The following is a 24,041-nucleotide window of genomic DNA, read 5'->3' as shown; positions in this document are numbered from 1 at the left end:
TGTGGGAGCGAGCTTGCTCCGGGCGGCGATCCGACGATAGCGATGTGTCAGGCGCCGCCGACGACTGAGGCTTGTGCAGTCCGCAGTGCATGCCGATTGCCCTTGAACAGCACCAAGGTCGCGATCAACCCCAGCACCGCCGCACCACTGAGCCATATCCCCGGTGCAGCCTTGTTGTCGAGCACATGAATCAGATACGTACAGGCCGCCGGGGTAAATCCGCCGAACGTCGCTGTCGCCAGGCTGTAGGCCAGGGAGAAACCGGTGGTGCGCACCTCGACCGGCATGATTTCCGTCAAGGCCACGACCATCGCACCGTTGTAGGATCCATACAGGAACGACAACCACAGCTCGACGAGCAGCAAATGGCTGAAGCTGGGGTTCGCCACCAGCCAGGACAGCGCCGGATAGGCGGTGAGGATCGCCAGGACAGTCGCACCGAGCAGCAGGGGTTTACGTCCGATCTTGTCGGAAAAAGCCCCCATCACAGGCAGCCAGAAGAAATTCGACAAGCCGATGCACACCGTGACCAGCAGCGCATCGAGGTCCGACAGGTTCAGCTCGGCCTTGCCGAAGGTCGGTGTGTAGGCGGTGATCAGGTAGAACGACACAGTGGTCATCACCACCAGCGCCATGCCGGCCAAGACAATGCCGAAGTTCTGACCGATGGAGCGGACAATTTCCGACAGGCTGGGACGATGTTTTCTCGCTTGGAACTCAGGTGTTTCTTCCAGTGAGCGACGGATCACGAATATCGCCGGCACAATCATGCACCCCACCAGGAACGGTACGCGCCAGCCCCATTCGCCCATTTCCTGGGGGCTCAGCCAATGATTGAGACCCACCCCCAGCAGGCCGGCAAACACCACGGCAGCCTGTTGGCTGGCGGATTGCCAACTGACAAAGAAACCCTTGCGCCCCGGCGTGGAAATTTCCGCCAGGTAAACCGACACGCCGCCCAGTTCCACGCCCGCGGAGAAACCTTGCAGCAATCGGCCCAGCAGCACCAGCAAGGGGGCCGCCACGCCCAGGGTGGCGTAGCTTGGCACGCAGGCGATCAGTATGGTGCCCATGGCCATCAGCGCCAGGGTGATGATCAAGCCTTTGCGGCGGCCGTGACGGTCGATGTAGGCACCGAGAAAAATCGCCCCGAGGGGGCGCATCAGGAACCCGGCACCAAACGTGGCCAGGGACAGCATCAGCGAGGCGAACGCGCTGTCGGCGGGGAAGAACGTCTTGGCGATGGCCGTGGCGTAGAAGCCGTAGACCATGAAGTCGAACATCTCCAGGAAGTTGCCGCTGACAACGCGAAAAATCGCCTTGCCGTTGCTCGTGTTGGAAGACATGTGTAGGTACTCACTCTGGCAAATCTTGTATGGAAGCGCTGCACTCGGTGTGAACTTGGGAGCCTGGGAGCCTGTGGGAGCAAAGCTTGCTCGCGATGCAGGCGATACGGTTTAGCTGCAAGACCGCGTCATCGTTCATCGCGAGCAAGCTTTGCTCCCACAGGGCTCCATTGGCTCCCACAGTTTTTGCGTGCGCTGGAGTTCATAATGGCGGGCGCGGTTTTGAGGGGAGATGAAGATTTGTTAACTGGACGATGGATTGGGCTTATGGTGCTGGCCGGCGTGTTGTCGGGTTGCGGCAACGGCGACACCCTGGAACGCTTCGATGGCCCGACCATGGGCAGTCACTATTCGATTCAGTACGTCAGACATTCCGCCGGCCCCGCTGTGAAAACGGTGCAGGCCGAAGTGGAAAGCATCCTCGCCGAAGTGGATCGGCAACTCTCGACCTATCGCAGCGACTCGGACATCGAGCGTTTCAACGCGCTGCCGGCCAACAGCTGTCAGCGCATGCCTGGCCCGGTCCTGGAGTTGGTCCGCGTAGGTGAGCAGTTGTCGGTCCAAAGCGATGGCTCCTTCGACCTGACTGTGGAACCGCTGCTGAACCTGTGGGGCTTCGGTCCCCAGTCTCGCGAAGAAAAAGTACCGACCGCCGAAGCCCTGGCCCTGGTGCGCCAGCGCGTCGGTCATGGTCATTTGCGCATCGACGGCGACCGGCTGTGCAAAGACGCCGCGGTGGAAGTCGACTTCAACAGTATCGCCGCAGGCTATGCCGTCGACCGCATCGCCGCGAGGCTCCAGGCCCTGGGCATCGACAGTTACCTGGCCGAAGCCACCGGCGAACTCAAGGCTGCGGGGCGCAAGCCCGATGGTTCGGCCTGGCGCATTGCCCTGGAAGAGCCCCGGGACGACCGGCAAGTGGCCGAGCGTGTCATCGAGGTCAACGGCTACGGGGTTTCCACCTCGGGCGACTACCGTAAATATTTCGAACAGGGCGGCAGGCGTTATTCCCACACTTTTGATGCCCGCTCCGGTACGCCGGTCCTACACAACCTGGCGTCAGTCACGGTGATTCATCCTTCGGCGTTGATGGCCGATGGACTATCGACGCTGTTGCTGATTCTCGGTCCTGAACGGGGTTGGGACTATGCCCAGAAACATGGCATCGGGGTATTTTTCGTGTTGCGCGATGGCGATCGTTTTTTGACGCGTACCAATGATGAGTTTGAACGGATCAGTCGCGGAAAAACCCAATGATGACAGCGCCCTGAAAGGTTACCTGTGGCGAAATAGCACAGGCAAAACTAGCCTACGACGCGACCAAGGGGTAATGTGCGCGGCGTTGACGCTTCTATAGACTGTGGCCGGGCTCGTGAACCGGCCCCAAATTGTTCCTTCATGCCGCAGGCCGGCATGATTTAGCCGTCGGTGCCAAGTGAGGCACAGCGGCCTGTTCTGAGGAGTACGCATGGCTGTCTACAACTACGACGTGGTGGTACTGGGCTCCGGCCCGGCGGGGGAAGGCGCGGCAATGAACGCGGCCAAGGCAGGGCGCAAGGTGGCGATGGTCGACAGCCGTCGGCAGGTCGGCGGCAACTGCACCCACTTGGGTACCATCCCGTCCAAGGCCTTGCGTCACTCGGTCCGGCAGATCATGCAGTTCAACACCAACCCGATGTTCCGGGCCATCGGCGAGCCGCGCTGGTTCTCCTTCCCGGACGTGCTCAAGAGCGCCGAGAAGGTGATCTCCAAGCAGGTGGCCTCGCGCACCGGCTACTACGCCCGCAATCGCGTTGATGTGTTCTTCGGTACCGGCAGCTTTGCCGATGAGCAGACGGTTGAAGTGGTCTGCGGCAATGGCGTGGTCGAGAAGCTGGTGGCCAAGCACATCATCATCGCCACCGGTTCGCGCCCGTATCGCCCGGCCGACATCGATTTCAACCACGCACGTATCTACGATAGCGACACCATCCTGAGCCTGGGTCACACCCCGCGTAAGCTCATCGTCTACGGCGCTGGCGTGATCGGTTGCGAATACGCCTCGATCTTCAGCGGCCTGGGTGTGCTGGTGGAACTGGTGGATAACCGCGGCCAGTTGCTGAGCTTCCTGGACTCGGAAATCTCCCAGGCCCTGAGCTATCACTTCAGCAACAACAACATCACCGTGCGCCACAACGAAGACTACGACCGCGTCGAAGGCGTCGACAATGGCGTGATCCTGCACCTCAAGTCTGGCAAGAAGATCAAGGCCGATGCCTTGCTCTGGTGCAACGGTCGTACCGGCAACACCGACACCCTGGGTCTGGAAAACATCGGCGTGAAGGTCAACAGCCGCGGCCAGATCGAAGTCGACGAGAACTACCGCACGTGCGTGCCGAACATCTACGGTGCCGGTGATGTGATCGGCTGGCCGAGCCTGGCCAGTGCCGCCCACGACCAGGGCCGTTCGGCTGCTGGCAGCATTGTCGACAATGGCAGCTGGCGCTTCGTCAACGACGTGCCGACCGGGATCTACACCATTCCGGAGATCAGCTCGATCGGCAAGAACGAGCAGGAGCTGACCCAGGCCAAGGTGCCGTACGAAGTGGGCAAGGCCTTCTTCAAGAGCATGGCGCGCGCGCAGATCGCCGGCGAGCCGCAAGGCATGCTGAAGATCCTGTTCCACCGCGAGACCCTGGAAGTGCTGGGCGTGCACTGCTTCGGCTACCAGGCCTCGGAGATCGTGCACATCGGCCAGGCGATCATGAACCAGCCGGGCGAATTGAACACGTTGAAGTACTTCGTCAACACCACGTTCAACTACCCGACCATGGCCGAAGCCTATCGGGTAGCGGCCTATGACGGGCTCAACCGGCTTTTTTGAGCGGCTCCGGCCGGTGGCCTGAGCCGGCCGGGGAGACCGATTTCAGCAATTCTCGAGGGTGGCAGTGGCCAAACCGGGAAAGTCTGTAATCAGGCTGTCAGCGCCAAAGTCGGCGAGCCTGCGCATCAGCGCAGGCTCGTTGACGGTCCACACCGACACATGCAGCCCCTGGCGCTGCGCCTTGATCAGGCGTTCCGGCGTGCACAGGGTCCAGTTCAGCGCCAGAATCTCGCAGCCGTAACTCTGGGCGACCTTCAACGGGTCGAGCCAGGCGTATTCGGCCACCAGTCCGCGGGAGATGTCCGGGGTCAGGTCCAGGGCTGCCTTGAGCACTTCCCGGGAACTGGAGGTGATGGTGATTTTGTCCAGCAGCCCGAAACGCTGGGCCATTTCGCGGATGCCCAGCACCGTGGCGGCGGCGCGGGTGCGCGAGGCGCTCTTGACCTCCAGTTGCCAGTGCTCGAAATCACACTTCTCGAACAGCTCCTCCAGGCGTGGGATCGGGCACGGCTTGATCCAGCCCGGGCCGCCCTTGCGCGCATCGTAGGTCACCAGTTCGGCGGCGGTATGCTCCACTACCTTGCCGCGGCGATCGGTGGTGCGCTTGAGGGTCGGGTCGTGGATCACCATCAACTCGCCGTCCATGGACAGGTGCAAGTCCAGCTCGCAACGGCGTACGCCGTGCTTGAGGCACTCCTGAAAGCCGGTCAGGGTATTTTCCGGTGCTTCGCCCTTGGCGCCGCGGTGGCCATAAATGAGGGTCACGGTTCTTCCTTATTGATACCTGAGTCGTTCTGTTCCCGGGCCAGGCGACGCTCTTGCGCCTGTTTCTGCAGGATGTAGCGGGCCAGCAACTGGCGCTGGGCGTCGGTCGGGCGTTCAAACTCGGTGCCGATGTCGAAGCCGTCGCCCTTGGGGTCGCAGTGGGTAACCCGCGCCCGCAGCAACAAGCCGAGGGCCTGCGGCATCAGCACCAGTTTGATCGACAAGTGGCTGCCGACCGTAATCGGCGTGGGGTGCTGGAAGTCGATGCCGCCTTCGGAAATGATCACCGGCTGCGGCTCGCCGATTTCGCCGAGCACCGTCAGGGCAATGACCTGGCTGAGCAGGTCGATGCGTTTGTTCATTGCCTTGAGGTACGCCGCGATGCTGCGTTCGCGCTCGCTGATCTGGCGCAGCAGGTGCTGTGACTCGAATTCGCTCAGGTGCAATTCACTGAGCAGATTGAACAATGGAGAAGCATCCTGCAACACATCCTGGCCAGCAGCTTCAGGAATGGACAGGGGCCGAATTTCCAGTGCGATCGTGTCCTCGATACGGTAGTATTCGCGGCGATCTTCTTCATCTAATGTCGACATGGCGAACCCATGGTAGCGGCGGTGGTCTGAGTGTAAAGCTGGTTTGTGACCCCCGCCACAAGGACGTTCCTTTTCCCTCCGAACAAGCCCCGACATGTTCAGACCTCTCTTCGTATTTATCGGCACGCGTTATACCCGTGCAAAGCGTCGCAATCATTTCGTATCGTTCATTTCCCTGACGTCCATCATCGGGCTGGCCCTTGGCGTGGTCGTGATGATCGTCGTGCTCTCGGTGATGAACGGCTTCGACCATGAGATGCGCACCCGCGTGCTGGGCATGGTGCCCCACGCGACCCTCGAATCCGGCGAAGCCATCAGCGATTGGCCGAGCCTGGCCGCCAAGGTCAAGCAGAACCCGCAGGTGCTGGCCGTGGCGCCGTTCACCCAGATGCAGGGGCTGCTGACCAACGACGGCAAGGTGTCCAAAGTCTTGCTCAATGGCATCGACCCCGGGCTCGAGCGGCAGGTGTCGATCATCGACAACTTCATGCAACAGGGAAAACTCGATGACCTGGCGCCGGGCAGTTTCGGCATCGTCATCGGTGACAAGGCCGCGACCAAGCTCGGCGTTGCCATTGGCGACAAGCTGACTTTCGTCGCCCCGGAAGTCACCGTGACCCCGGGCGGCATGTTCCCGCGCATGAAACGCTTTACCGTGGTCGGCATTTTCCATGTCGGCGCCGGCGAGCTGGATGGTTACCTGGGCGTCACCAACCTCCAGGACCTGGCGCGCCTGCATCGCTGGAAGCCGGACCAGGTCCAGGGCCTGCGGTTGAAGTTCGACGACCTGTTCCAGGCACCGCGCGTTGCGTGGACCCTCGCCCAGCAGCTCGGCGAAGACCGCTACTACGCCCGGGACTGGACCCGCACCCACGGCAACCTGTACCAGGCGATCCGCATGGAAAAAGCCATGATCGGCCTGCTGCTGTTGCTGATCGTTGCCGTGGCGGCGTTCAACATCATCTCCACGCTGGTGATGGTGGTGAACGACAAGAAGGGCGACATCGCCATCCTGCGCACCCTCGGCGCCACGCCGGGGCAGATCATGCGGATCTTCATGGTCCAGGGCACGGTCATTGGCGTGATCGGTACGTTCGTCGGCGCCCTGGTCGGGATGTTCGCCGCGCTGAATGTCAGCGCCGCGATTGCCGCCCTCGAAGGCCTGATCGGGCACAAGTTTCTCAACGCCGACGTGTACTTCATCGACTACCTGCCATCGCAATTGCAGGCCGATGACGTGTTGATGGTCTGCGGCGCCGCGTTGGTCCTGAGTTTCCTCGCCACCCTGTATCCTGCCTGGCGTGCCGCGCGCACCCAGCCTGCGGAGGCGTTACGTTATGAGTGAGTCGGGCATGAGTGAAAAAGCAATCTTGAGCTGCCGCAACCTGGGCAAATCCTACGAGGAAGGTCCGGAGTCGGTGGTGGTGTTGTCGGGCCTGCAACTGGAGTTGCATCCTGGCGAGCGCGTGGCGATTGTCGGCACCTCCGGGTCGGGCAAAAGTACCTTGCTCAACCTGCTGGGCGGCCTGGATACGCCAACCGCCGGCAGTGTCTGGCTGGCCGGCGAAGAGCTTTCGGCGCTGAACGAGAAGGCCCGTGGCCTGCTGCGCAACCGTTCCCTGGGTTTCGTCTACCAGTTCCACCATTTGCTGCCCGAGTTCACCGCGCTGGAAAACGTCTGCATGCCGCTGTTGATTGGCCGCACGGCGATTCCCGAGGCCCGTCAGCGTGCCACGGCGTTGCTGGAGCGGGTAGGGCTGGGGCATCGCCTGGAGCACAAGCCGGCCGAGCTGTCCGGTGGCGAGCGCCAGCGCGTGGCGATTGCCCGGGCCCTGGTCAACAAGCCTGGCCTGGTGATGCTCGACGAACCGACCGGCAACCTCGACTCCCACACCGCCCAAGGCATCCAGGACTTGATGCTGGAGCTCAGCACGTCGATGCGCACTGCGTTCCTGGTGGTGACCCACGACATGAACCTGGCCCGGCAGATGGACCGCGTCCTGCACTTGCAGGAAGGTTGCCTGACGCCCATCTGACCGACCGAAACCCGGCGTTTGCAACACACGCCGGGTCTTTTATTTTTATACGGTGCCCCGCGAATGTTCAGACCGTTATCGATCTTTATCGGCACGCGCTATACCCGCGCCAAGCGCCGCAATCGCTTTGTTTCGTTCATCTCCATGACCTCGATGATCGGCCTCGCCCTGGGTGTGCTGGCGATGATCGTGGTGTTGTCGGTGATGAACGGCTTCCAGCGCGAAATGAGCTCGCGCATCCTCGGCATGGTGCCCCACGCCACTATCGTCGGTGTCAATCCGATCGACGATTGGCAGCCGGTGGCCGCCGCGGCGTTGAAAAACCCTGAAGTGACTGCCGCCGTGCCGTTTACCGAGATGGAAGGGATGCTCAGCCATAAGGGTTCGATGCAACCGATCCAGATCAGCGGCGTCGACCCGGCCCAGGAAGGCAAGGTGTCCATCGTCGCCCAGCATATCGTCCAGGGGCGTCTCGATGCCTTGAAGCCGGGCGAGTTTGGCGTGGTGATCGGCGAAATCACCGCCCGGCGTTTTCGTCTGAATGTCGGCGACAAAATCACCTTGATCGTGCCGGAAGTCAGCACGGCCCCCGGCGGCATCACCCCACGGATGCAGCGACTGAATGTGGTGGGTGTGTTCAAGGTGGGCGCCGAACTGGACGGCTCCATGGCGCTGATCCACCTGGCCGATGCCGCACAGATGCAGCATTGGCAGCCGAATCAGGTGCAAAGCGTGCGCCTGGCGGTGAAGGACTTGTACGCGGCGCCGAAGGTCTCCGGTGACATCGCCACCGGCCTGGGCGCGGCCTACAAGGCCGACGACTGGACCCACACCCAGGGCAGCCTGTTCAGTGCCATGAAAATGGAAAAAACCATGATCGGCTTGCTGTTGCTGATGATCGTCGCGGTGGCGGCGTTCAACATCATCGCTACCCTGATCATGGTGGTGAACGACAAAGGCGCGGACATCGCGATCCTGCGCACTATCGGCGCCACGCCGCGGCAGATCATGGCGATCTTCATGGTCCAGGGCACGGTGATCGGCGTTGTCGGCACGCTGATTGGCGGCGTGCTGGGGGTGATCGCGGCGCTGAACGTCAGTGCGCTGGTGGGCTGGCTGGAACGGGTCAGCGGCCAGCACATCTTCAGTTCCGATGTGTACTTCGTCAGCAACCTGCCGTCGGAGCTGCAGCGTGGCGACGTGGTGCTGATCTGCTCGGCCGGGTTCATTCTGAGCTTCCTCGCCACCGTATACCCGGCGTGGCGTGCGGCGAAGATCGAACCGGCGCAGGCGTTGCGGTATTCCTGAGGCTGTCGCAAGACTCTGGGAACATGGGGCCGCGCTTGCTCTCGCTGGGCTCTGTAGGAGCTGGCGAAGCCTGCGATCTTTTGATCTTTGATTTTTTGATCTTTCGCTTTAGATTTAAGTGTCTGGGGAAAGATCGCAGCCTCGTTGCACTCGACAGCTCCTACACAGCTCCTACACAGCTCCTACATAGCTCCTACACAGCTCCTACACAGCTCCTACAGGCTCAGCGGGGGCTTAATCTCCCTTCGGCAATTCGATCAGGAACCGCGTCCAGCCATCGGCCGATTCACAGCGGATCTGCCCGCCATGGGCGCGGATGATCGAGCGGGTGATGGCCAGTCCGAGCCCCGCGTGTTCACTGCTGCCTTCCTGGCGGGCTGGGTCGGCGCGGTAGAAGCGGTCGAACAGGCGCGGCAGCAAGTCCGCTGCAATCCCCTCGCCACTGTTTTCCACGCTGATGTTCACCCCTTGAGTCTCATCGACAATGCGCACCCGCACTTCGCCGTCAGCGGGGGTGAAGCGCAGGGCGTTGTCCAGCAGGTTGGAGAGCGCCCGGCGCAACATGTTGCGGTCACCCTCTATGCGGCCATCGCCCTCGCGGCTCAGGCTTACGTTGGTGTCTTCGGCCAGGGGTGCGAAGAAGTCCAGCAGCACGTCCACCTCTTCGGCCAATTGCAGCGGTTCGCGATTGGGCGCCAGCAAGCCGTGGTCGGCCTTGGCCAGGTACAGCATGTCGTTGACCAGTTGGGCCATCCATTGCAGTTCTTCGAGATTGCTGTGCAACGCCTCGCGGTAATCCTCCAGCGGGCGTTCGCGGGTGAGGGTGACCTGGGTGTGGGTCAGCAGGTTCGACAGCGGCGTGCGCAATTCATGGGCGATGTCGGCAGAGAACGCTGAGAGCCGCTGAAACGCATCGTCGAGGCGTCCGAGCATGGCGTTGATGCTGTGGGCCAATTCCGCCAGTTCGGCGGGCATTTGCTCTTCGGGCAGTCGGGCGTTGAGGGAGCGGGCCGAGACACTGCCGGCAATGGCGCCCATGCGCCGCAAGGGGCGCAAGGCCCGCCGGGCGGCCCAGGCGCCGAGCAGGGCGGTGGCCAGGGCCGAGAGGCCGACGGTCAGCCAGATCAGGCGCTGCATGCGTTGCAGGAAGTGCTGGTGGTGGGTGATGTCCAGCAGCAGGGTCAGTTGCGGCGAATCGGCTCGGTCGGGATACAGCGGGGCGTTCAACACCCGGTAATCGGTGTCGGCGTCGCTGAGGGTCGACAGGCCGGGCCGCTCCGGCAATTGAGCCGGAATCCGGATCGAGCTGTCGTACCAACGCACACCATCACTGCCTTTGATGCGCAGCGCCAGGTCGGCCTGACGGCTCAGTTCATCCTCCAGGCGCGCCTGGGTCTGTTCAGCGTCGAGGTCTTGCAGGGCCCGGCGCAGGCCGATCAGCTTGCCTTCGAGCAGTTGCTGGTCCAGCTCGATGAAGTGCGCCTCGCTGCCACGGCTGAACAACACCCCGGCGAACAATGACACCACGGCGGTGCAGGCGGCGAACAGCAGCGCCAGGCGACTGCTCAGCGACCACCGGCCCCTCACAGGCTGCGCTCTTCAAGCACATAGCCCATGCCCCGCACGGTATGGATCAGTTTGCTGGGGAAGTCGTCGTCAATCTTGATTCGCAGGCGCCGTATCGCGACTTCGATGACGTTGGTGTCGCTGTCGAAATTCATGTCCCAGACCTGGGACGCGATCAGCGATTTGGGCAGCACTTCGCCCTGGCGGCGCAGAAGCATTTCCAGCAAGGCGAATTCCTTGGCGGTGAGGTCGATGCGCCGGCCGCTGCGTTCGACGCGGCGGCGGATCAGGTCCAGGCGCAAGTCGGCCAGTTGCAGGCTGGTTTCCTGGTGCGTCGAACTGCCTCGGCGCAACAGGCTGCGCACCCGTGCCAGCAACTCGGAAAAAGCAAAGGGCTTGACCAGGTAATCATCGGCACCCAGCTCCAGGCCGTGGACCCGATCCTGTACCGCGTCCCGCGCGGTAAGGAACAGCACCGGTGTGTCCAGCCCGGCCCCACGGACGGCTTGCAGGATCTGCCAGCCATCGCGACCGGGCAACATCACGTCGAGGATCAGCAAGGCGTATTCACCGCTCAAGGCCAGTTGCTGGCCAGTGATGCCATCGGCCACCAGGTCGGCGTTGAACCCGGCTTCGCCCAGGCCCTGGCGCAGGTATTGGCCGGTTTTGGTTTGGTCTTCGACGATCAGCAGTTTCATGGGCAGCTCAGGGCATGGTTTGAACGTGGGCGTTATACCGCGGCGGCCGGGGCCGTGGCACAACCTGACAGAGTTGTAATGCAACTGTCAGTCAAATGGCAGCCGCACCGATCTAGAGTCTTGGGCAAGTTGAACCTTACCTTGTCGGAGTATGAACATGTTGATGGTAAACCGTCTGATTCTGGCCGCTTCTGCGTTGGCATTGAGTACCTCGTTGTGGGCGTCGCCCGGTGCGCACTTTAATTTCGGCCAGCCCGCACCGGCGGCCAAGGCCAGTCGCACCATCGAGGTGGTGATGGGCGACATGTCGTTCAATCCCGGTGCGCTGGATATCAAGGCAGGCGAGACGGTGCGGTTCGTACTGATCAATAAAGGCCAGTTGTTGCACGAATTCAATCTCGGTAACGCCGCGATGCATGCCCAGCACCAGCAGGAAATGCTCAAGATGCAACAGAGCGGCATGTTGACGCCGACCGGGATGAAGCCGGGAATGGACCATGCTTCGATGAATCCGGCCTCGATGGGGCACGGTGGCAAAGACGGCATGATGCGCCACGACGACGCTAACAGCGTGCTGGTTGAGCCGGGCAAGTCCGCCGAGCTGACCTGGGCTTTTGGCAAGGCTACCCGGCTGGAATTTGCCTGCAATGTCCCCGGTCATTACCAGGCCGGGATGAAGGGCAACCTGACAGTCAGTCAGTAAGCACTCAAAGGCTGCGGCAAAGGCTGATAGAATCGGCTGATTATTCAGTCAGGTTTCCGTCATGCATCCCGCAGCCGAACATTCGCCGCTGGGCAAATCCAGCGAATACATCGCCACGTACACGCCGTCACTGCTGTTCCCGATCCCGCGCACGGCGAAATGGGCGGAACTGGGCCTGACGGCCGAGACCCTGCCGTACAAAGGCGTGGATTTCTGGAACTGCTTCGAGCTGTCGTGGCTGCTGCCGTCCGGCAAGCCGGTGGTGGCCATCGGTGAATTCGCGATCCCGGCGGATTCGCCGAATATCATCGAGTCCAAATCCTTCAAGCTGTACCTCAACTCCTTGAACCAGACCCCGTTTGCCGATACCGCGAGCCTGGAAGCGACCCTGCGCCAGGACCTGTCGGCGGCTGCCGGCAAAGCAGTGGGCGTGCGGATCCGCAGTCTCAAGGACGTGGAGCGTGAAGGCATCGTGGCGTTGCCCGGTACGTGCATCGACGATTTGGACATCAGCGTCGACTCCTACGCGCACCCGCGTCCGGAGCTGCTGCGTTGCGATGCTTCGCGCATCGTCGAGCAAAGCCTGCACAGCCACTTGCTCAAGTCCAACTGCCCGGTGACCAGCCAGCCAGACTGGGGCAGCGTGGCGGTGGAATATCGCGGTGCGGCCCTGGACCCCGCCAGCCTGCTGGCCTACATCGTCAGCTTCCGCCAGCATTCGGATTTCCATGAGCAGTGCGTGGAGCGGATCTTTCTCGACCTGCAGCGCTTGCTCAAGCCGGAAAAACTGACGGTGTACGCGCGGTATGTGCGTCGGGGCGGGTTGGATATCAACCCGTATCGCAGCACCGAAGATGTCCAACTGCCGAACCATCGCCTGGCCCGCCAGTAATTCCCCCTTGTGGGAGCGAGCCTGCTCGCGATGAGGGCGGCACATTCAACATTGATGTTGGCTGACAGTGCGCAATCGCGAGCAGGCTCGTTCCCACAATGAACTGCATTTCAAGTTGCCTAAATAAAAAAGCCCCGCTAGCGATAGCAGGGCTTTTTGCATTTAAAGGGTTCAGATTCCCATATTGCCCAACGCTTGCACGATGTTGCGCAAGGTTCCGGCAAGGGTGGGGTGTTCCACCTCGAAGCGCTCGACAGCCAGGTTCACATTGTCGGCGAGGTTGTTGTCCGGTGTTTTGGTTTCCAGCTCAAGCTCAAATTCGATCTTTTGCATCAGCGCGTGCAGGTCATCGCGCTCGACTTCGGAAAGCGGTGGATTCTGTTCCAATTGCTCGCGCAGTTTGTTGAGCTGTTCTTGCAATTCGCGGGCAGGCATTGGCGTACTCCCTTTATTGATAGGCACTGCCATGGACCGCGACGCTGGGTCAAAAGTCCATGGCCTGCCTTAAGAGTAATCTACCCTCGCGCTCCCTGCATGATCCCGGTCATGGCTTCTCGCCTTTGAGTCGGCGCAGGCTGATGTCCGCCAGGCAGGTGTCGAGTTCGCCCAGGTGATCGATCACCGAATGCACCCCCAGGCCGAACAATTGCACGGTGGCCTTGGCGCGCTTGGTTTCCCGTTCCTGTTGGCTCAGCGCCTGCCATTCGCCAGGCGTCAGGCCACACAGCGAGCCGCAGGACGCCAGGCCGATGGTCCACAAACCGGCGTTGAGCCCTGACTGCAACAACCGGGGTTCGCCACTGACCAACACGCAGCCGTCCAATTGCTGGACGTTCAGCGCCATCAGCGCCTGCCAGCAGGCATGTGGCGCCGGCCAAGGATTATTTGTTGCTGGAAGTTGCGGCGGTTTGATCCATGTCGGTAACGACGCCGCCAGGGCGTGGCTGACGGCAGGCGGCAATTCATCGAGCCAGGCGCAGGGGATTTCCTGGAGCTGCAAGTGGTGCAAGCTCTCCAGGGCGCCAGGTGTTGGCTGTGCATGCTCATCCGGCGCTGCCCCTGGCTGACGGATGCGCGCGCCGAAATCCACCAGGCATCCGCTCAGGCCAAACAGTACGGCGGTCAGGCTGGGGGCGGGGAGGGGCAGGGCTTCGGCGCGGGGCATGGGAACGTCCTTGAAATAACCTGCAGCCTAAAGGGCCTCGATGACAGTCCGGTGACAGTGAAGTGAAGGGCAGCGGTCGCGGAAACGTCCTACGGCCCGCTTGTTTTTTCGGTGCTGCCTATCCACGCGTTCCGTCTTATACTAGCCGCCTTACCGCCTGGGCTCGGCGCCCTTGCCTGATTAATCCAAGGAGTTTTCCCCTATGCGCTGGAGCCATCGTCTAGCTCAGCTATGTTTGTCTGCCAGCGTGCTGCTGGTTCCGTTCGCCACCCAGGCCGCCACGGAAGAAGATCCTTGGGAAAGCATCAACCGTCCGATCTTCACCTTCAACGACACCGTTGATACCTATGCGCTCAAGCCACTGGCCCAGGGTTATCAATACGTGACGCCGCAGTTCCTCGAAGACGGCATCCACAACATGTTCCGCAACATCGGTGACGTGGGCAACCTGGCCAACAACGTGCTGCAGGCCAAGCCGGCCGCGGCCGGGGTCGACACTGCCCGGTTGATCTTCAACACCACCTTCGGCCTGCTGGGCTTCTTCGATGTGGGCACCCAGATGGGCCTGCAGCGCAGCGATGAAGATTTTGGCCAGACCCTGGGCTACTGGGGCCTGGGCAGCGGGCCGTATGTGATGCTGCCGCTGCTGGGGCCAAGCACCCTGCGTGACGCGCCGGCCAAGCTGGTCGATGACTACACGGCCCCGTATCGTTATATCGATAACGTCTCGGTGCGTAACTCCATTCGAGGCCTGAACGTCGTCGACACCCGCGCCAGCCTGTTGTCGGCCGAGAAGATGGTGAGCGGCGACAAGTATGTCTTCATCCGCAACGCCTACCTGCAAAACCGCGAATTCAAGGTCAAGGACGGCCAGGTCGAAGACGATTTTTAATTCCGACCAGTAAAACCACGAAGGCGGCCAAAAAGGCCGCCTTCTGTGCTTTGGCGTCGTGTTTGAGCCGGTTTGATCCTTCCATTGAGTTACGCTTCGCTCGGTTCTTATAACTCTCTGTACTTTGACAAATAAAGACGGCAAGCGGCTATCTGCCTGAGCTTGAAACGCCCCGCGGATGGGAGTACCGTCTGCGCCTTAGAAGGGCACCTCTGATGTAGTTGTGTGTAGGGCAAAGGCCTGAAACCTGTACGACAGAGAGGCTAGAAAGCGAATCCAGTAGTGCGTGCAAGGCCAGACGGCCCAGCCCGCTACGCCAACCTAATTCTGGCGCCGTTTGCCCACATGCCAAAAACCAGTGCCACGCTGCTGATAATCGATGATGACGAAGTGGTGCGAGCCAGTCTCGCAGCCTACTTGGAAGACAGTGGTTTCAGCGTCCTGCAGGCCAGCAATGGCCAACAGGGTCTTCAGGTATTCGAGCAAGACAAGCCCGACCTGGTCATCTGCGACCTGCGCATGCCGCAGATGGGCGGACTCGAACTCATTCGCCAGGTCACCGAGCTTTCCTCGCAGACCCCGGTGATCGTGGTTTCGGGCGCGGGCGTGATGAACGACGCGGTCGAGGCATTGCGCCTGGGCGCGGCGGATTACCTGATCAAGCCCCTTGAAGACCTGGCGGTGCTCGAGCATTCGGTGCGCCGGGCCTTGGACCGTTCGCGCCTGTTGTTGGAGAACCAGCGTTACCGCGAAAAGCTGGAAACCGCCAACCGCGAGCTGGAAGCCAGCCTGAACCTGTTGCAGGAAGACCAGAACGCCGGGCGCCAGGTGCAGATGAACATGCTGCCGGTCAGCCCCTGGGCCGTCGACGATTTCCGTTTTGCCCACCAGATCATCCCGTCGTTGTACCTGTCGGGCGATTTCGTGGACTATTTCCGGGTCGACGAGCGGCGAGTGGCGTTCTACCTGGCGGACGTCTCCGGCCATGGTGCTTCTTCGGCATTCGTCACGGTGCTGCTGAAGTTCATGACCACGCGCCTGTTGTTCGAGTCCAAGCGCAACGGCACGCTGCCAGAGTTCAAGCCTTCTGAAGTCCTTGGGCATATCAACCGAGGCCTGATCAGTTGTAAGCTGGGCAAACACGTCACAATGGTCGGTGGAGTCATCGACGAGGAGACGGGTTTGTTGACCTATAGCATCGGCGGTCACCTGCCTTTGCCTGTGTTGTATACGCCAGACAGTGTGCGTTACCTGGAAGGGCGCGGTTTACCGGTGGGCCTGTTCAACGAGGCCACCTATGAAGACCACGTACTGGAATTGCCGCCGACATTCAGCCTGACGCTGATGTCTGATGGCATTTTGGACCTTTTGACAGAACCTACACTCAAAGAGAAAGAAGCGGCCTTGCCTGAACGGGTGAGTGCAGCGGGCGGCAGCCTGGAAGGCTTGCGTCAAGTGTTTGGATTAGCCACGCTAGGGGAGATGCCGGATGATATCGCCCTGTTAGTGTTGAGCAGGAACCTTTGATGAGTACCGGTAGAATCCAGTTCGCCGAGCAGGACGGCACCTTTGTCCTGAAGTTTGTCGGTGAAGTGCGCCTGACCCTGTGTTCGGCGCTGGATGCGATTATTGAGCGGATCTTCACTTCGTTGAATTTCAACGCCATCGTGATCGACCTGACCGAAACCCGCAGCATCGACAGCACCACATTGGGCCTGCTGGCCAAACTGTCGATCCTGTCGCGGCAGAAGGTCGGCCTGCTGCCGACAGTCGTCACCACCCACAACGACATCACCCGTCTGCTGCAGTCTATGGGTTTCGACCAGGTGTTCAACATCGTGGGCGACCCTGTGCCGTGCCCGGAATGCCTGGACGACCTGCCTGACCAGGACCAGTCCGAAGAAGAAGTGCGGATCAAGGTGCTCGAAGCCCACAAGATCCTGATGGGGCTCAACGATTCCAATCGTGAAGCCTTCCATGACCTGGTGAATGCGCTGGAAGGGCCTTGACCCCTGGGCCCGTGTAGATCGAACTGACGCTTTCGCGAGCAGGCTCGCTCCCACAATGTCTTGCATCGACCACAGTATCTGGATTTGCCCCAATTCTCCTGTGGGAGCGAGCCTGCTCGCGATTGGGCTGGTCAGCCGCCACATCCCTCAGGCCAAGCCACATAAAAAAGGGCGAACCCATCAAGGTTCGCCCTTTTTGCATGCCTTGTGAATCAGCTCAAAGCTTGGCTTGCAGCAACGCCTCCAGCTTCTCCTGGTCCCGGGCAAACTGACGAATGCCTTCGGCCAGTTTCTCGGTTGCCATGGCGTCCTCGTTGGACAACCAGCGGAACTGCGCTTCATTGAGGATCAAGCGCGCTTCCCCGGCTTGCCCTGGCGCCAGCTTGCGCTCCAGCTTGCCTTCGTCGGCGGCCAGTTTTTCCAGCAGGTCCGGGCTGACGGTCAGGCGGTCGCAGCCGGCCAGTTGCTCGATCTGGTTGAGGTTGCGGAAGCTCGCGCCCATGACCACGGTCTTGTAGTCATTGGCCTTGTAGTAGTTGTAGATGCGTGTCACCGACTGCACGCCCGGATCATCAGCGCCGGTGTAGTCGTTGCCATTGGCTTTCTTGTACCAGTCGTAGATACGGCCCACGAACGGCGAAATCAGGAACACCCCGGCATCGGCGCAGGCCGCAGCCTGGGCGAAGGAGAACAGCAAGGTCAGGTTGCACTGGATGCCTTCACGCTCCAGTTGCTCGGCGGCGCGAATGCCTTCCCAGGTGGAAGCGATCTTGATCAGCACACGCTCGCGGCCAATGCCGGCCTTTTCGTACAGATCGATCAGGCGATGCGCACGCTTGAGCATGGCCTCGGTGTCGAACGACAGGCGCGCGTCCACTTCAGTGGAAATACGCCCAGGGATCACTTTCAGAATTTCTTGCCCGACCGCCACGGCAAAACGGTCGCTGGCCAGGCCCACATCGCCCTTGCAGTCCGCCACGCAGGCGTTCAGCTGCTCGGCATAACCTTGAATGGCCGAGGCCTTGAGCAGCAGGGAAGGGTTGGTGGTAGCGTCCACGGGTTTGACGCGGGCGATGGCCTCGAAGTCGCCGGTATCGGCCACGACGGTGGTGAACTGTTTGAGTTGTTCCAGCTTGGAAGTCATGAGCGTGCTCTGTCCTATGGGTCCGTTGACATTACCCGAGGGCTGGCAGCCACTCAAGGGCGTGAAGGGGTATCGACGGGCCCCAGCGGCAACAACCTGAAAACGGCTGTTTGAAAGGCCGGGGCGGTATCGGTAGATACGATGCCAAAACAGCGCGCAGGTTCAACACCATTGCCTGACGGTTATGGTTGCTGTGCATTTAGGAACAAGCCTGCGATACCCTCTGGCAGACGTGCCGTCGAAATCAGGACCAATCGCTGGCCTGCCCGAGTCATTGCCATATAGAGTTTTCGCGAGTTTTGTTCGCACTCCTGGGCGGAAAGTACTCCCGCCTGGGCCGTTTCCTTCATGAGCTTTTCCAGGCCCAACAGAAACACGACACTGGCTTCAAGCCCGGTTGCGGTGTCCAGGCTGGAAACGCGTAGGTTATCAGTGTCTACGTGTACAGACTCCATACTGTTCAGATCCCAGACTTTGCGCGAACCGAATCGCTTGCTCAACGCCTTGAACAGAAGCTTCTTGTTGGTATCTCGTCCATACAGAACCAGCATATTCGATAGATTGATCTGCTGGGTTTCCAGGTAGCCCACTATTTCGTTACAGGTCTGTATGACCGCATCCTGGGGAGTCTCTGATCGGATCAATAGCGGGGCAACGCCTTCATCCATGCCGTCGAAATCAGGTTGCAGATAATCGTCCGGGTCGGTTTGGGTGAATTCGGCCAGGACAAGGCCGGCAGCCCGCAATATGGCTTGAGTGGTTCGATAGGAGTGGTGAAGTTTCTTGGTTTTACCCGCCACATCCAAGCCGACACGCTTCCAACTGAGTCGGCTTTTCAAAAAGCCCTGGTTGGGGTCGGCACATAAAAACAGGCTGCCCTCGGAGTCGGTCAAGGTGCTCTTGACCAGTTGAAACCAAGTCGGCGCAAAGAATTGAGCTTCGTCTACCAGGATATGCTGGTATTTATCGAGCTTGTCGAGCTTCGTGAGACATAGATCCCGAGACAGTGAACTCCATAAGCGAGCGCCTTGTTTGCTCAGCGCGTCATTGACTTGCCCGTAGAGCGACCACACTTGCACCCGTTCTTCCTTACGCAAGGCAAACCCTTGGCCAGCGCGCTCAGCAGCCAAATAGTTCTGCTCGTCGCAGATCAGTGATTCATTGATGAAGTCGAACTCATCCAGAAGTTGTTGATCGCCGGGCTTCAGGTCCGGAAAGGCTTTTCGGTAATGGGCGATCTGGCTTGTAACCTTGATAGGGGATGCCATCTCTGGTTGCGGCTCAAAATGATTCACCCATTGCTGCCGTATCCAGGCCAGCGCGGTCATGATTGTCAGGTTGCGCGGTAGATCTCCCGGGCTGGCCTTCTTCAAGCGATGCTTGAGGTCTTTAACCACCGGGACATTGTGGATCAGCATCAATATCTTCTGATCGGGAAATTTCTTTGCCAGGATCAATGCCCGGTTAGCGGCGATCAATGTTTTGCCGCTACCCGCCACGCCGTTGACCAGACGCACCGAAAAATCATTCAAGGTTTGCGTTTGTTCTTCAGGCAGTTCCAGATCCAGCTTACTGGCCCACTCTTGTTGTGAGTCCAGAAAGTATCGAGTGGTCTTTGCCGAGTTATCCCGTGAGAAATGCCGGCGCGTCGTACATATCGCGGGTATTTCCGCTTCTGGAAAGTAGTGCCCCATGAGCGTGTCGCTGGCCTCATGGCTCAGTGAGTTAAGCAACTTGGGCAGTTGTTCGTGGCCATGTTCGATAAAGGTGTTTTTTGACATCAGCCGCGGGCCACCAGGCATTGAGTAGTGCTGCCACAGCCGCTTGGTCTGGTCGGGTGTGCAGTTCCACATGACGATCAGCCTGCCGAGCCGCTGCCCGGTCGGCATCCCGTCGGGCTCGGTTGCTTCCAGGCGCGAGAGCAACTCCTTGAAAGCCTGCTGTCCGGTAGCCGCGAACAGTTGATCAGGGTCCAGTGTTTCAAAAGAGAGTTCACACAGCACAATGGCCAGCCATTGATGTTGTGCGTGCTGAAGGAAAAAGTCCGGCGCCCAGGCCTCTCGAGGGAGGCACTGGCGAACGACATGGTGGTCGTCCAGCTTGCGCAACACCCGTTTGACGTGGACATGCGCGCCAGTGCTGCGTTGCCATTCAGGGATAAATAGCGTCATGGGGTAAGCACCACTTTGCGGCATCGACTGACCAGGCTCAAATAGTCATTGGCCCATTGCTGCGTGATGCTGTTGCTGCATTCAATTCCTTGGCTCAGTTCAGGCCCGATGATGATCAATTTAGTCATCGCCCGGGTGATGGATACGTTCAATCGCTCGGGTTGGAAGAAAAACTCCGCCACAGCCCCAATGAACTCCTCATCGCCACTGGCCAACGAGACGATGATCAGTTCACGTTCCTGTCCCTGCATGCGCTCAACAGTGTCCGCCACAACGGTGCTGGCGATCTCGCGCCCGAAGCTACGCGCCAACAGCGTTCGAATCGCCCGGCCCTGGGCTCGGTAAGGTGTGACGATGCCGATATCAGACAGGGCAAGGCCCATGGTCTGGGCGGTCTTACAGAGTTCCAGTACATGCTGGGCATCGCGATAATTGCGGGTCTTGGCGGTTCTGTCTGTGGTGGGGATAAACACGGCGCTTGCATCTGGATCAAATACGCGGTCCATAGGGGCCTCTGCATCAACGTAATTGAAACGCCGCTCCTTGTTAGGGCCCGCTGCCCGTAATTTGCCTTTGTAATAGTTTTTGCTCGGCCATTCGGTCAGCCATTGGTTCATCCGATAGGTTTCTTCGAGCATCACCGTATGGTCGGCAGTTTGGGAGGTGAGGCGACCAAATATCGACATCGATTCGCCAGAAAGAACCGACTGGGACAACAGCACCGGCGGCAGCTGTTTCTGGTCTCCGATGAAGATAAACCGCTTACCTTTGCGCATGGCCATTAGCGCGAGGGGGAGGGTGATCTGACTGGCTTCATCAAAGATCACCGTGTCGAATTTGAAATGCTCCAGCTGGCTGCAGGTGGCGAAGGGTGTCGCGCCAATGACATAGCCACTTCCGTCCGCCGGTAGATTTTCCCAGTCGGCGGGTGTTTTTGCCCAGTCAACGGTTTTGCTTAGATCATCCCGGCGGCCACCAATCTTCACGGTTGGGATTTTTCGCTCGGCAATCTTTGTCAGGGCATTATTGATAGCCATGTGCGTATGGGAGGTGACGAATACCCGCTCGTGACGCTCTACCAGCAATTGGACGATAAGCGCCAGAGCACGGGTCTTGCCTGTCCCTGGCGGGCCTTGAATGCAAGCAATCTGCTCGGCGGCAAAAGCCATGGCAACGGCTCGGGCCTGATGCTCGTTACACTTGTTCTTGATGGCGAAACTTTCAGCGTAATCCAGATCTGCGTCGTTGAATGTGATGATCGGCGCATCGCCGAGCAACGGGACAATGATGTTATCGGCATTGATCGAATCGGCGATATCTTCCAAGGTCTTTTCGTAGCGAGGCGTCAGGTCCAACGCGTCCATGTCGGCGTAGCAAGGTCCGTCCTGATAGTTGTCCCAGACTGTATTGGCCAGCTTCTCGCTCAGTAACCAACGGCCGTCTTCTTCCCGCTCAAACGTCATTCGGGCGCATAACAACCCTGTGGACGGATCGCCCAAGTGCAAGCGCAGCATGTCCCCTTCACGAAAGCGCGATTCGCTGTCATCGAGGTACGCCCAAAGACAAGTAGCCTTGTCGGCTTTTTCAAGATGCGTGAAGCCTTGGGTCAGGCCCTTTTCAAGCTTCTGATGTAACGGGCGCTGCCAGGTTTGCAGGAGTTGATGAAGGTTTGCATCGCGCTCGGCATGGACAAATTCAAAAAGCTTTTCAATAAGCGGATGTTGCCCTTGCATGGGGATACTCGTCCTTGTGATCCGTGATGGCACAACAGTTTTACATACTGTTGGAGCAAGGCGCGAGTGTTATGGATCCAATATTAGCCCTCTCTGGGGCGAGTCCATGAATCGGATCCTTGAATGCAAGTAGCGGGTGGCGAACAAACAACATTGCGTCAACTACGCGCGTCAGCGCCCTTCCAGCAACTGCCCCGCCTGATCCAGCAACGCCAGCGGATCCTTGGTTTTGTGAATATCCACCGACAACAACTGCCGAAACCGCCGCGCCCCCGGGAACCCGGTGCCCAACCCCAGCACATGCCGAGTGATGTGATGCATCGCCCCGCCAGCGGCCAGGTGATCGGCGATATACGGCCGCAACTGCGCCAACGCCTCGGCCCGGGTGATGACTGGCGCGGTACTGCCGAACAGCTGTTGATCGACTTCGGCCAGCAGATACGGGTTGTGATAAGCCTCGCGCCCCAGCATCACACCGTCAAAGGTCTGCAAATGCTCGTGGCACGCCTCCAGCGTCTTGATCCCGCCGTTGAGCACAATCTCCAACTCCGGAAAATCCGCCTTCAACCGCGCGGCCACGTCATAACGCAGCGGCGGGATGTCGCGATTCTCCTTCGGCGACAACCCCTCCAGAATCGCAATCCGCGCATGCACGGTAAAACTCGTGCAACCGGCCTCACGCACCGTCCCGACAAACTCACACAACTGCTCGTAACTGTCCCGCCCATTGATCCCGATGCGATGCTTGACCGTCACCGGAATCGACACCGCATCGCGCATGGCCTTCACACAGTCAGCCACCAAACCCGGATGCCCCATCAGGCAGGCGCCGATCATGTTGTTCTGCACCCGATCGCTGGGGCAGCCGACGTTGAGGTTCACCTCGTCGTAACCGTGCTCCTGGGCCATACGGGCGCAGGCGGCCAGGTCGGCCGGGACGCTGCCGCCGAGTTGCAGGGCTAGCGGGTGTTCGGACTCGTGGTGGCGCAGGAAGCGTTCGTGGTCACCGTTGAGTAGGGCGCCGGTGGTGACCATTTCGGTGTAGAGCAGGGCGTGCTTGGAGAGGATGCGTAGGAAGAAACGACAGTGGGCGTCGGTCCAGTCCATCATCGGGGCGACGGAGAAGCGGCGGGAGAGTGATTGGGGGGCAGCTTTGATTAAGGACATTGGGGAATCTGAGTGGGTGGGGCAGAGGAGGGGAGTTTATCAGGAATGGGATCGGGTAAGGTTGGCGGGCTAGCTCGGTGAGAGAGTTGAATCTCCCGGCAGGGTCAGAGATTCCCAGTTTTAATCGGGGATCTTGGAGCGCTGGTTGCTATGTTGGGATTGCAAGCCATCGCAGGGCTTCTAATAAATTTGTCCCCTTTTTTGTTCTTTTTTGCTTCCTTTTGCTCAAGGCAATATCAAGGTGCTGCTGGATTCTCGCCGCCCAGCCCCCAATGCATTTGTGCGGAGGACTCGGGAAGGAACTGCCAATCGGTGCGTAAAGTTATTCGCATCTTTTGTTGAAGCCACTCTTCGAGATCTGCTTCTTCTATCTTTTTAAGATCGAGGTTTAATTTTAGTTTTTGGTATTCCGGGTAGAACTCAGGAGGGAGGATGTGAGGCTTGAGATCGTGGAGATTTGAAAAAGAGATCATTCCCTTCGGAGCTTTTACCCATAATGTATGACCACCATTGTTTTTTGCTTTGTAGTTTATGTCGATCTGCATGTTATCCCAGCTGAGTTTTTTTTCTATTCGTGTAAATGCTTCAGCAAAAAATATTTCGGCGAAACTTTTTCCTGTGAGGCGACTACCTGCATTACAGGATACAAGAACAATTTTTAGTGGGCGCATCAAGTCCAAGCCACGCTTGATAAGGTGGTCAAGTAGCTCAGATGGTGTTTTTCCTGACAGTAGATTGTCACCTGAGGAGCTATGTCCAAGTATATAGAGCCTCTCTTCCGGTCCGAGCGTTGCCAGCGGAGCCCCTTCGTCAGCAACCATTATTCCTCGGGAAGCCGTACCGAGTTTGATGTTGAATTTTATTCTTTGCGGACGCAAAATTTCTTTTTTTTGCATGGACTTAACCCCGATTCTAAGGGTTTCGTCTTTTTCATAACTACCCCCATTAGGGACAGTGTTATCGGTAATCGGAATGATCATGGGCACTCCA

At 59.5% G+C, this 24,041-nt stretch carries 22 protein-coding genes; 10 read left to right on the top strand and 12 right to left on the bottom strand.

Annotated elements, in window-relative coordinates; translation table 11 throughout:
• Nucleotides 1-47: 47 nt before the first annotated feature.
• Nucleotides 48-1,346 carry an MFS transporter gene (locus ASC85_RS29200; protein WP_057452390.1) on the bottom strand — a complete coding sequence of 433 codons (1,299 nt, stop codon included), beginning with the start codon at nt 1,344-1,346 and terminating at the stop codon, nt 48-50.
• 267 nt (nt 1,347-1,613) lie between these two features.
• Between ASC85_RS29200 and ASC85_RS29195 the strand changes: the two genes are divergently transcribed.
• Complete coding sequence (locus ASC85_RS29195; protein ID WP_057452389.1) at nt 1,614-2,603, top strand: FAD:protein FMN transferase; 990 nt, start codon at nt 1,614-1,616, stop codon at nt 2,601-2,603.
• 211 nt (nt 2,604-2,814) lie between these two features.
• Nucleotides 2,815-4,209 (top strand): Si-specific NAD(P)(+) transhydrogenase, encoded by a 1,395-nt coding sequence (gene sthA, locus ASC85_RS29190; protein ID WP_003183399.1) that lies wholly within the window; start codon nt 2,815-2,817, stop codon nt 4,207-4,209.
• 42 nt (nt 4,210-4,251) lie between these two features.
• On the opposite strand, the gene ASC85_RS29185 is transcribed toward sthA, so the two are convergent.
• Nucleotides 4,252-4,974: a glycerophosphodiester phosphodiesterase gene (locus tag ASC85_RS29185; RefSeq protein ID WP_003199672.1), complete on the bottom strand. Its 723-nt coding sequence runs from the start codon at nt 4,972-4,974 to the stop codon at nt 4,252-4,254.
• Entirely contained in the window at nt 4,971-5,567 is a 597-nt protein-coding gene (locus ASC85_RS29180; RefSeq protein WP_057452388.1) for a PilZ domain-containing protein, read from the bottom strand. Before ASC85_RS29180 ends, ASC85_RS29185 begins: the two co-directional genes overlap by 4 nt.
• A 94-nt stretch (nt 5,568-5,661) precedes the next feature.
• Here ASC85_RS29180 and ASC85_RS29175 point away from each other — a divergent pair, with 94 nt between their 5' ends.
• The 3 genes from ASC85_RS29175 (at nt 5,662) to ASC85_RS29165 (ending at nt 8,911) form a co-directional block, all read left to right on the top strand.
• Nucleotides 5,662-6,912: a lipoprotein-releasing ABC transporter permease subunit gene (locus ASC85_RS29175; RefSeq protein ID WP_057452387.1), complete on the top strand. Its 1,251-nt coding sequence runs from the start codon at nt 5,662-5,664 to the stop codon at nt 6,910-6,912.
• A 7-nt stretch (nt 6,913-6,919) separates the two neighbouring features.
• Nucleotides 6,920-7,603, top strand: coding sequence for a lipoprotein-releasing ABC transporter ATP-binding protein LolD (gene lolD / locus ASC85_RS29170; protein WP_162843734.1), 684 nt, complete (start codon nt 6,920-6,922; stop codon nt 7,601-7,603).
• Nucleotides 7,604-7,666: 63 nt separating this feature from the next.
• Nucleotides 7,667-8,911 (top strand): lipoprotein-releasing ABC transporter permease subunit, encoded by a 1,245-nt coding sequence (locus ASC85_RS29165; RefSeq protein ID WP_057452386.1) that lies wholly within the window; start codon nt 7,667-7,669, stop codon nt 8,909-8,911.
• A 234-nt stretch (nt 8,912-9,145) separates the two neighbouring features.
• Here ASC85_RS29165 and ASC85_RS29160 read toward each other — a convergent pair whose 3' ends face one another.
• Both ASC85_RS29160 and ASC85_RS29155 read right to left on the bottom strand, forming a co-directional pair.
• A complete protein-coding gene (locus ASC85_RS29160; protein WP_057452385.1) occupies nt 9,146-10,498 on the bottom strand; it encodes a heavy metal sensor histidine kinase in 1,353 nt (450 codons plus the stop codon).
• Complete coding sequence (locus tag ASC85_RS29155; RefSeq protein WP_057452384.1) at nt 10,495-11,175, bottom strand: heavy metal response regulator transcription factor; 681 nt, start codon at nt 11,173-11,175, stop codon at nt 10,495-10,497. The genes ASC85_RS29160 and ASC85_RS29155 overlap by 4 nt, the downstream gene beginning before the upstream one ends.
• Nucleotides 11,176-11,332: 157 nt before the next feature.
• Between ASC85_RS29155 and copI the strand changes: the two genes are divergently transcribed.
• Nucleotides 11,333-11,878, top strand: coding sequence for a copper-resistant cuproprotein CopI (gene copI / locus ASC85_RS29150; RefSeq protein WP_057452383.1), 546 nt, complete (start codon nt 11,333-11,335; stop codon nt 11,876-11,878).
• 61 nt (nt 11,879-11,939) lie between these two features.
• Nucleotides 11,940-12,770 carry an NADPH-dependent 7-cyano-7-deazaguanine reductase QueF gene (gene queF, locus ASC85_RS29145; protein ID WP_057452382.1) on the top strand — a complete coding sequence of 277 codons (831 nt, stop codon included), beginning with the start codon at nt 11,940-11,942 and terminating at the stop codon, nt 12,768-12,770.
• 171 nt (nt 12,771-12,941) lie between these two features.
• Here queF and ASC85_RS29140 read toward each other — a convergent pair whose 3' ends face one another.
• Together ASC85_RS29140 and ASC85_RS29135 are read right to left on the bottom strand one after the other, a co-directional pair.
• Nucleotides 12,942-13,205 (bottom strand): DUF4404 family protein, encoded by a 264-nt coding sequence (locus tag ASC85_RS29140; protein WP_057452381.1) that lies wholly within the window; start codon nt 13,203-13,205, stop codon nt 12,942-12,944.
• A 109-nt stretch (nt 13,206-13,314) separates the two neighbouring features.
• Nucleotides 13,315-13,935, bottom strand: coding sequence for a hypothetical protein (locus ASC85_RS29135; RefSeq protein ID WP_057452380.1), 621 nt, complete (start codon nt 13,933-13,935; stop codon nt 13,315-13,317).
• A 202-nt stretch (nt 13,936-14,137) separates the two neighbouring features.
• Between ASC85_RS29135 and ASC85_RS29130 the strand changes: the two genes are divergently transcribed.
• The 3 genes from ASC85_RS29130 (at nt 14,138) to rssC (ending at nt 16,836) form a co-directional block, all read left to right on the top strand.
• Nucleotides 14,138-14,827, top strand: coding sequence for an MlaA family lipoprotein (locus ASC85_RS29130; RefSeq protein WP_014339339.1), 690 nt, complete (start codon nt 14,138-14,140; stop codon nt 14,825-14,827).
• A 345-nt stretch (nt 14,828-15,172) separates the two neighbouring features.
• Nucleotides 15,173-16,354 (top strand): two-component system response regulator RssB, encoded by a 1,182-nt coding sequence (gene rssB, locus ASC85_RS29125; protein ID WP_057452379.1) that lies wholly within the window; start codon nt 15,173-15,175, stop codon nt 16,352-16,354.
• A complete protein-coding gene (rssC, locus tag ASC85_RS29120; protein WP_057452378.1) occupies nt 16,354-16,836 on the top strand; it encodes an anti-sigma factor antagonist RssC in 483 nt (160 codons plus the stop codon). The genes rssB and rssC overlap by 1 nt, the downstream gene beginning before the upstream one ends.
• 217 nt (nt 16,837-17,053) lie before the next feature.
• Here rssC and tal read toward each other — a convergent pair whose 3' ends face one another.
• The 5 genes from tal to ASC85_RS29095 form a co-directional block, all read right to left on the bottom strand.
• Nucleotides 17,054-17,980 (bottom strand): transaldolase, encoded by a 927-nt coding sequence (gene tal / locus ASC85_RS29115; RefSeq protein ID WP_003199698.1) that lies wholly within the window; start codon nt 17,978-17,980, stop codon nt 17,054-17,056.
• Nucleotides 17,981-18,162: 182 nt separating this feature from the next.
• The gene (locus tag ASC85_RS29110; RefSeq protein ID WP_057452377.1) at nt 18,163-20,151 is read right to left on the bottom strand and encodes a UvrD-helicase domain-containing protein; all 1,989 of its coding nucleotides are present in this window, start codon (nt 20,149-20,151) and stop codon (nt 18,163-18,165) included.
• Entirely contained in the window at nt 20,148-21,884 is a 1,737-nt protein-coding gene (locus ASC85_RS29105; protein ID WP_057452376.1) for a DEAD/DEAH box helicase, read from the bottom strand. Before ASC85_RS29105 ends, ASC85_RS29110 begins: the two co-directional genes overlap by 4 nt.
• Nucleotides 21,885-22,055: 171 nt before the next feature.
• Entirely contained in the window at nt 22,056-23,051 is a 996-nt protein-coding gene (gene dusA / locus ASC85_RS29100) for a tRNA dihydrouridine(20/20a) synthase DusA (protein ID WP_057452375.1), read from the bottom strand.
• 236 nt (nt 23,052-23,287) lie between these two features.
• Nucleotides 23,288-24,031 (bottom strand): hypothetical protein, encoded by a 744-nt coding sequence (locus ASC85_RS29095; RefSeq protein ID WP_057452374.1) that lies wholly within the window; start codon nt 24,029-24,031, stop codon nt 23,288-23,290.
• Nucleotides 24,032-24,041 lie beyond the last annotated feature (10 nt).

The sequence above is a fragment of the Pseudomonas sp. Root401 genome (genome assembly GCF_001425105.1).
GTDB classification, from domain to species: domain Bacteria; phylum Pseudomonadota; class Gammaproteobacteria; order Pseudomonadales; family Pseudomonadaceae; genus Aquipseudomonas; species Aquipseudomonas brassicacearum.
This window is presented reverse-complemented; position numbering and strand designations above follow the sequence as displayed.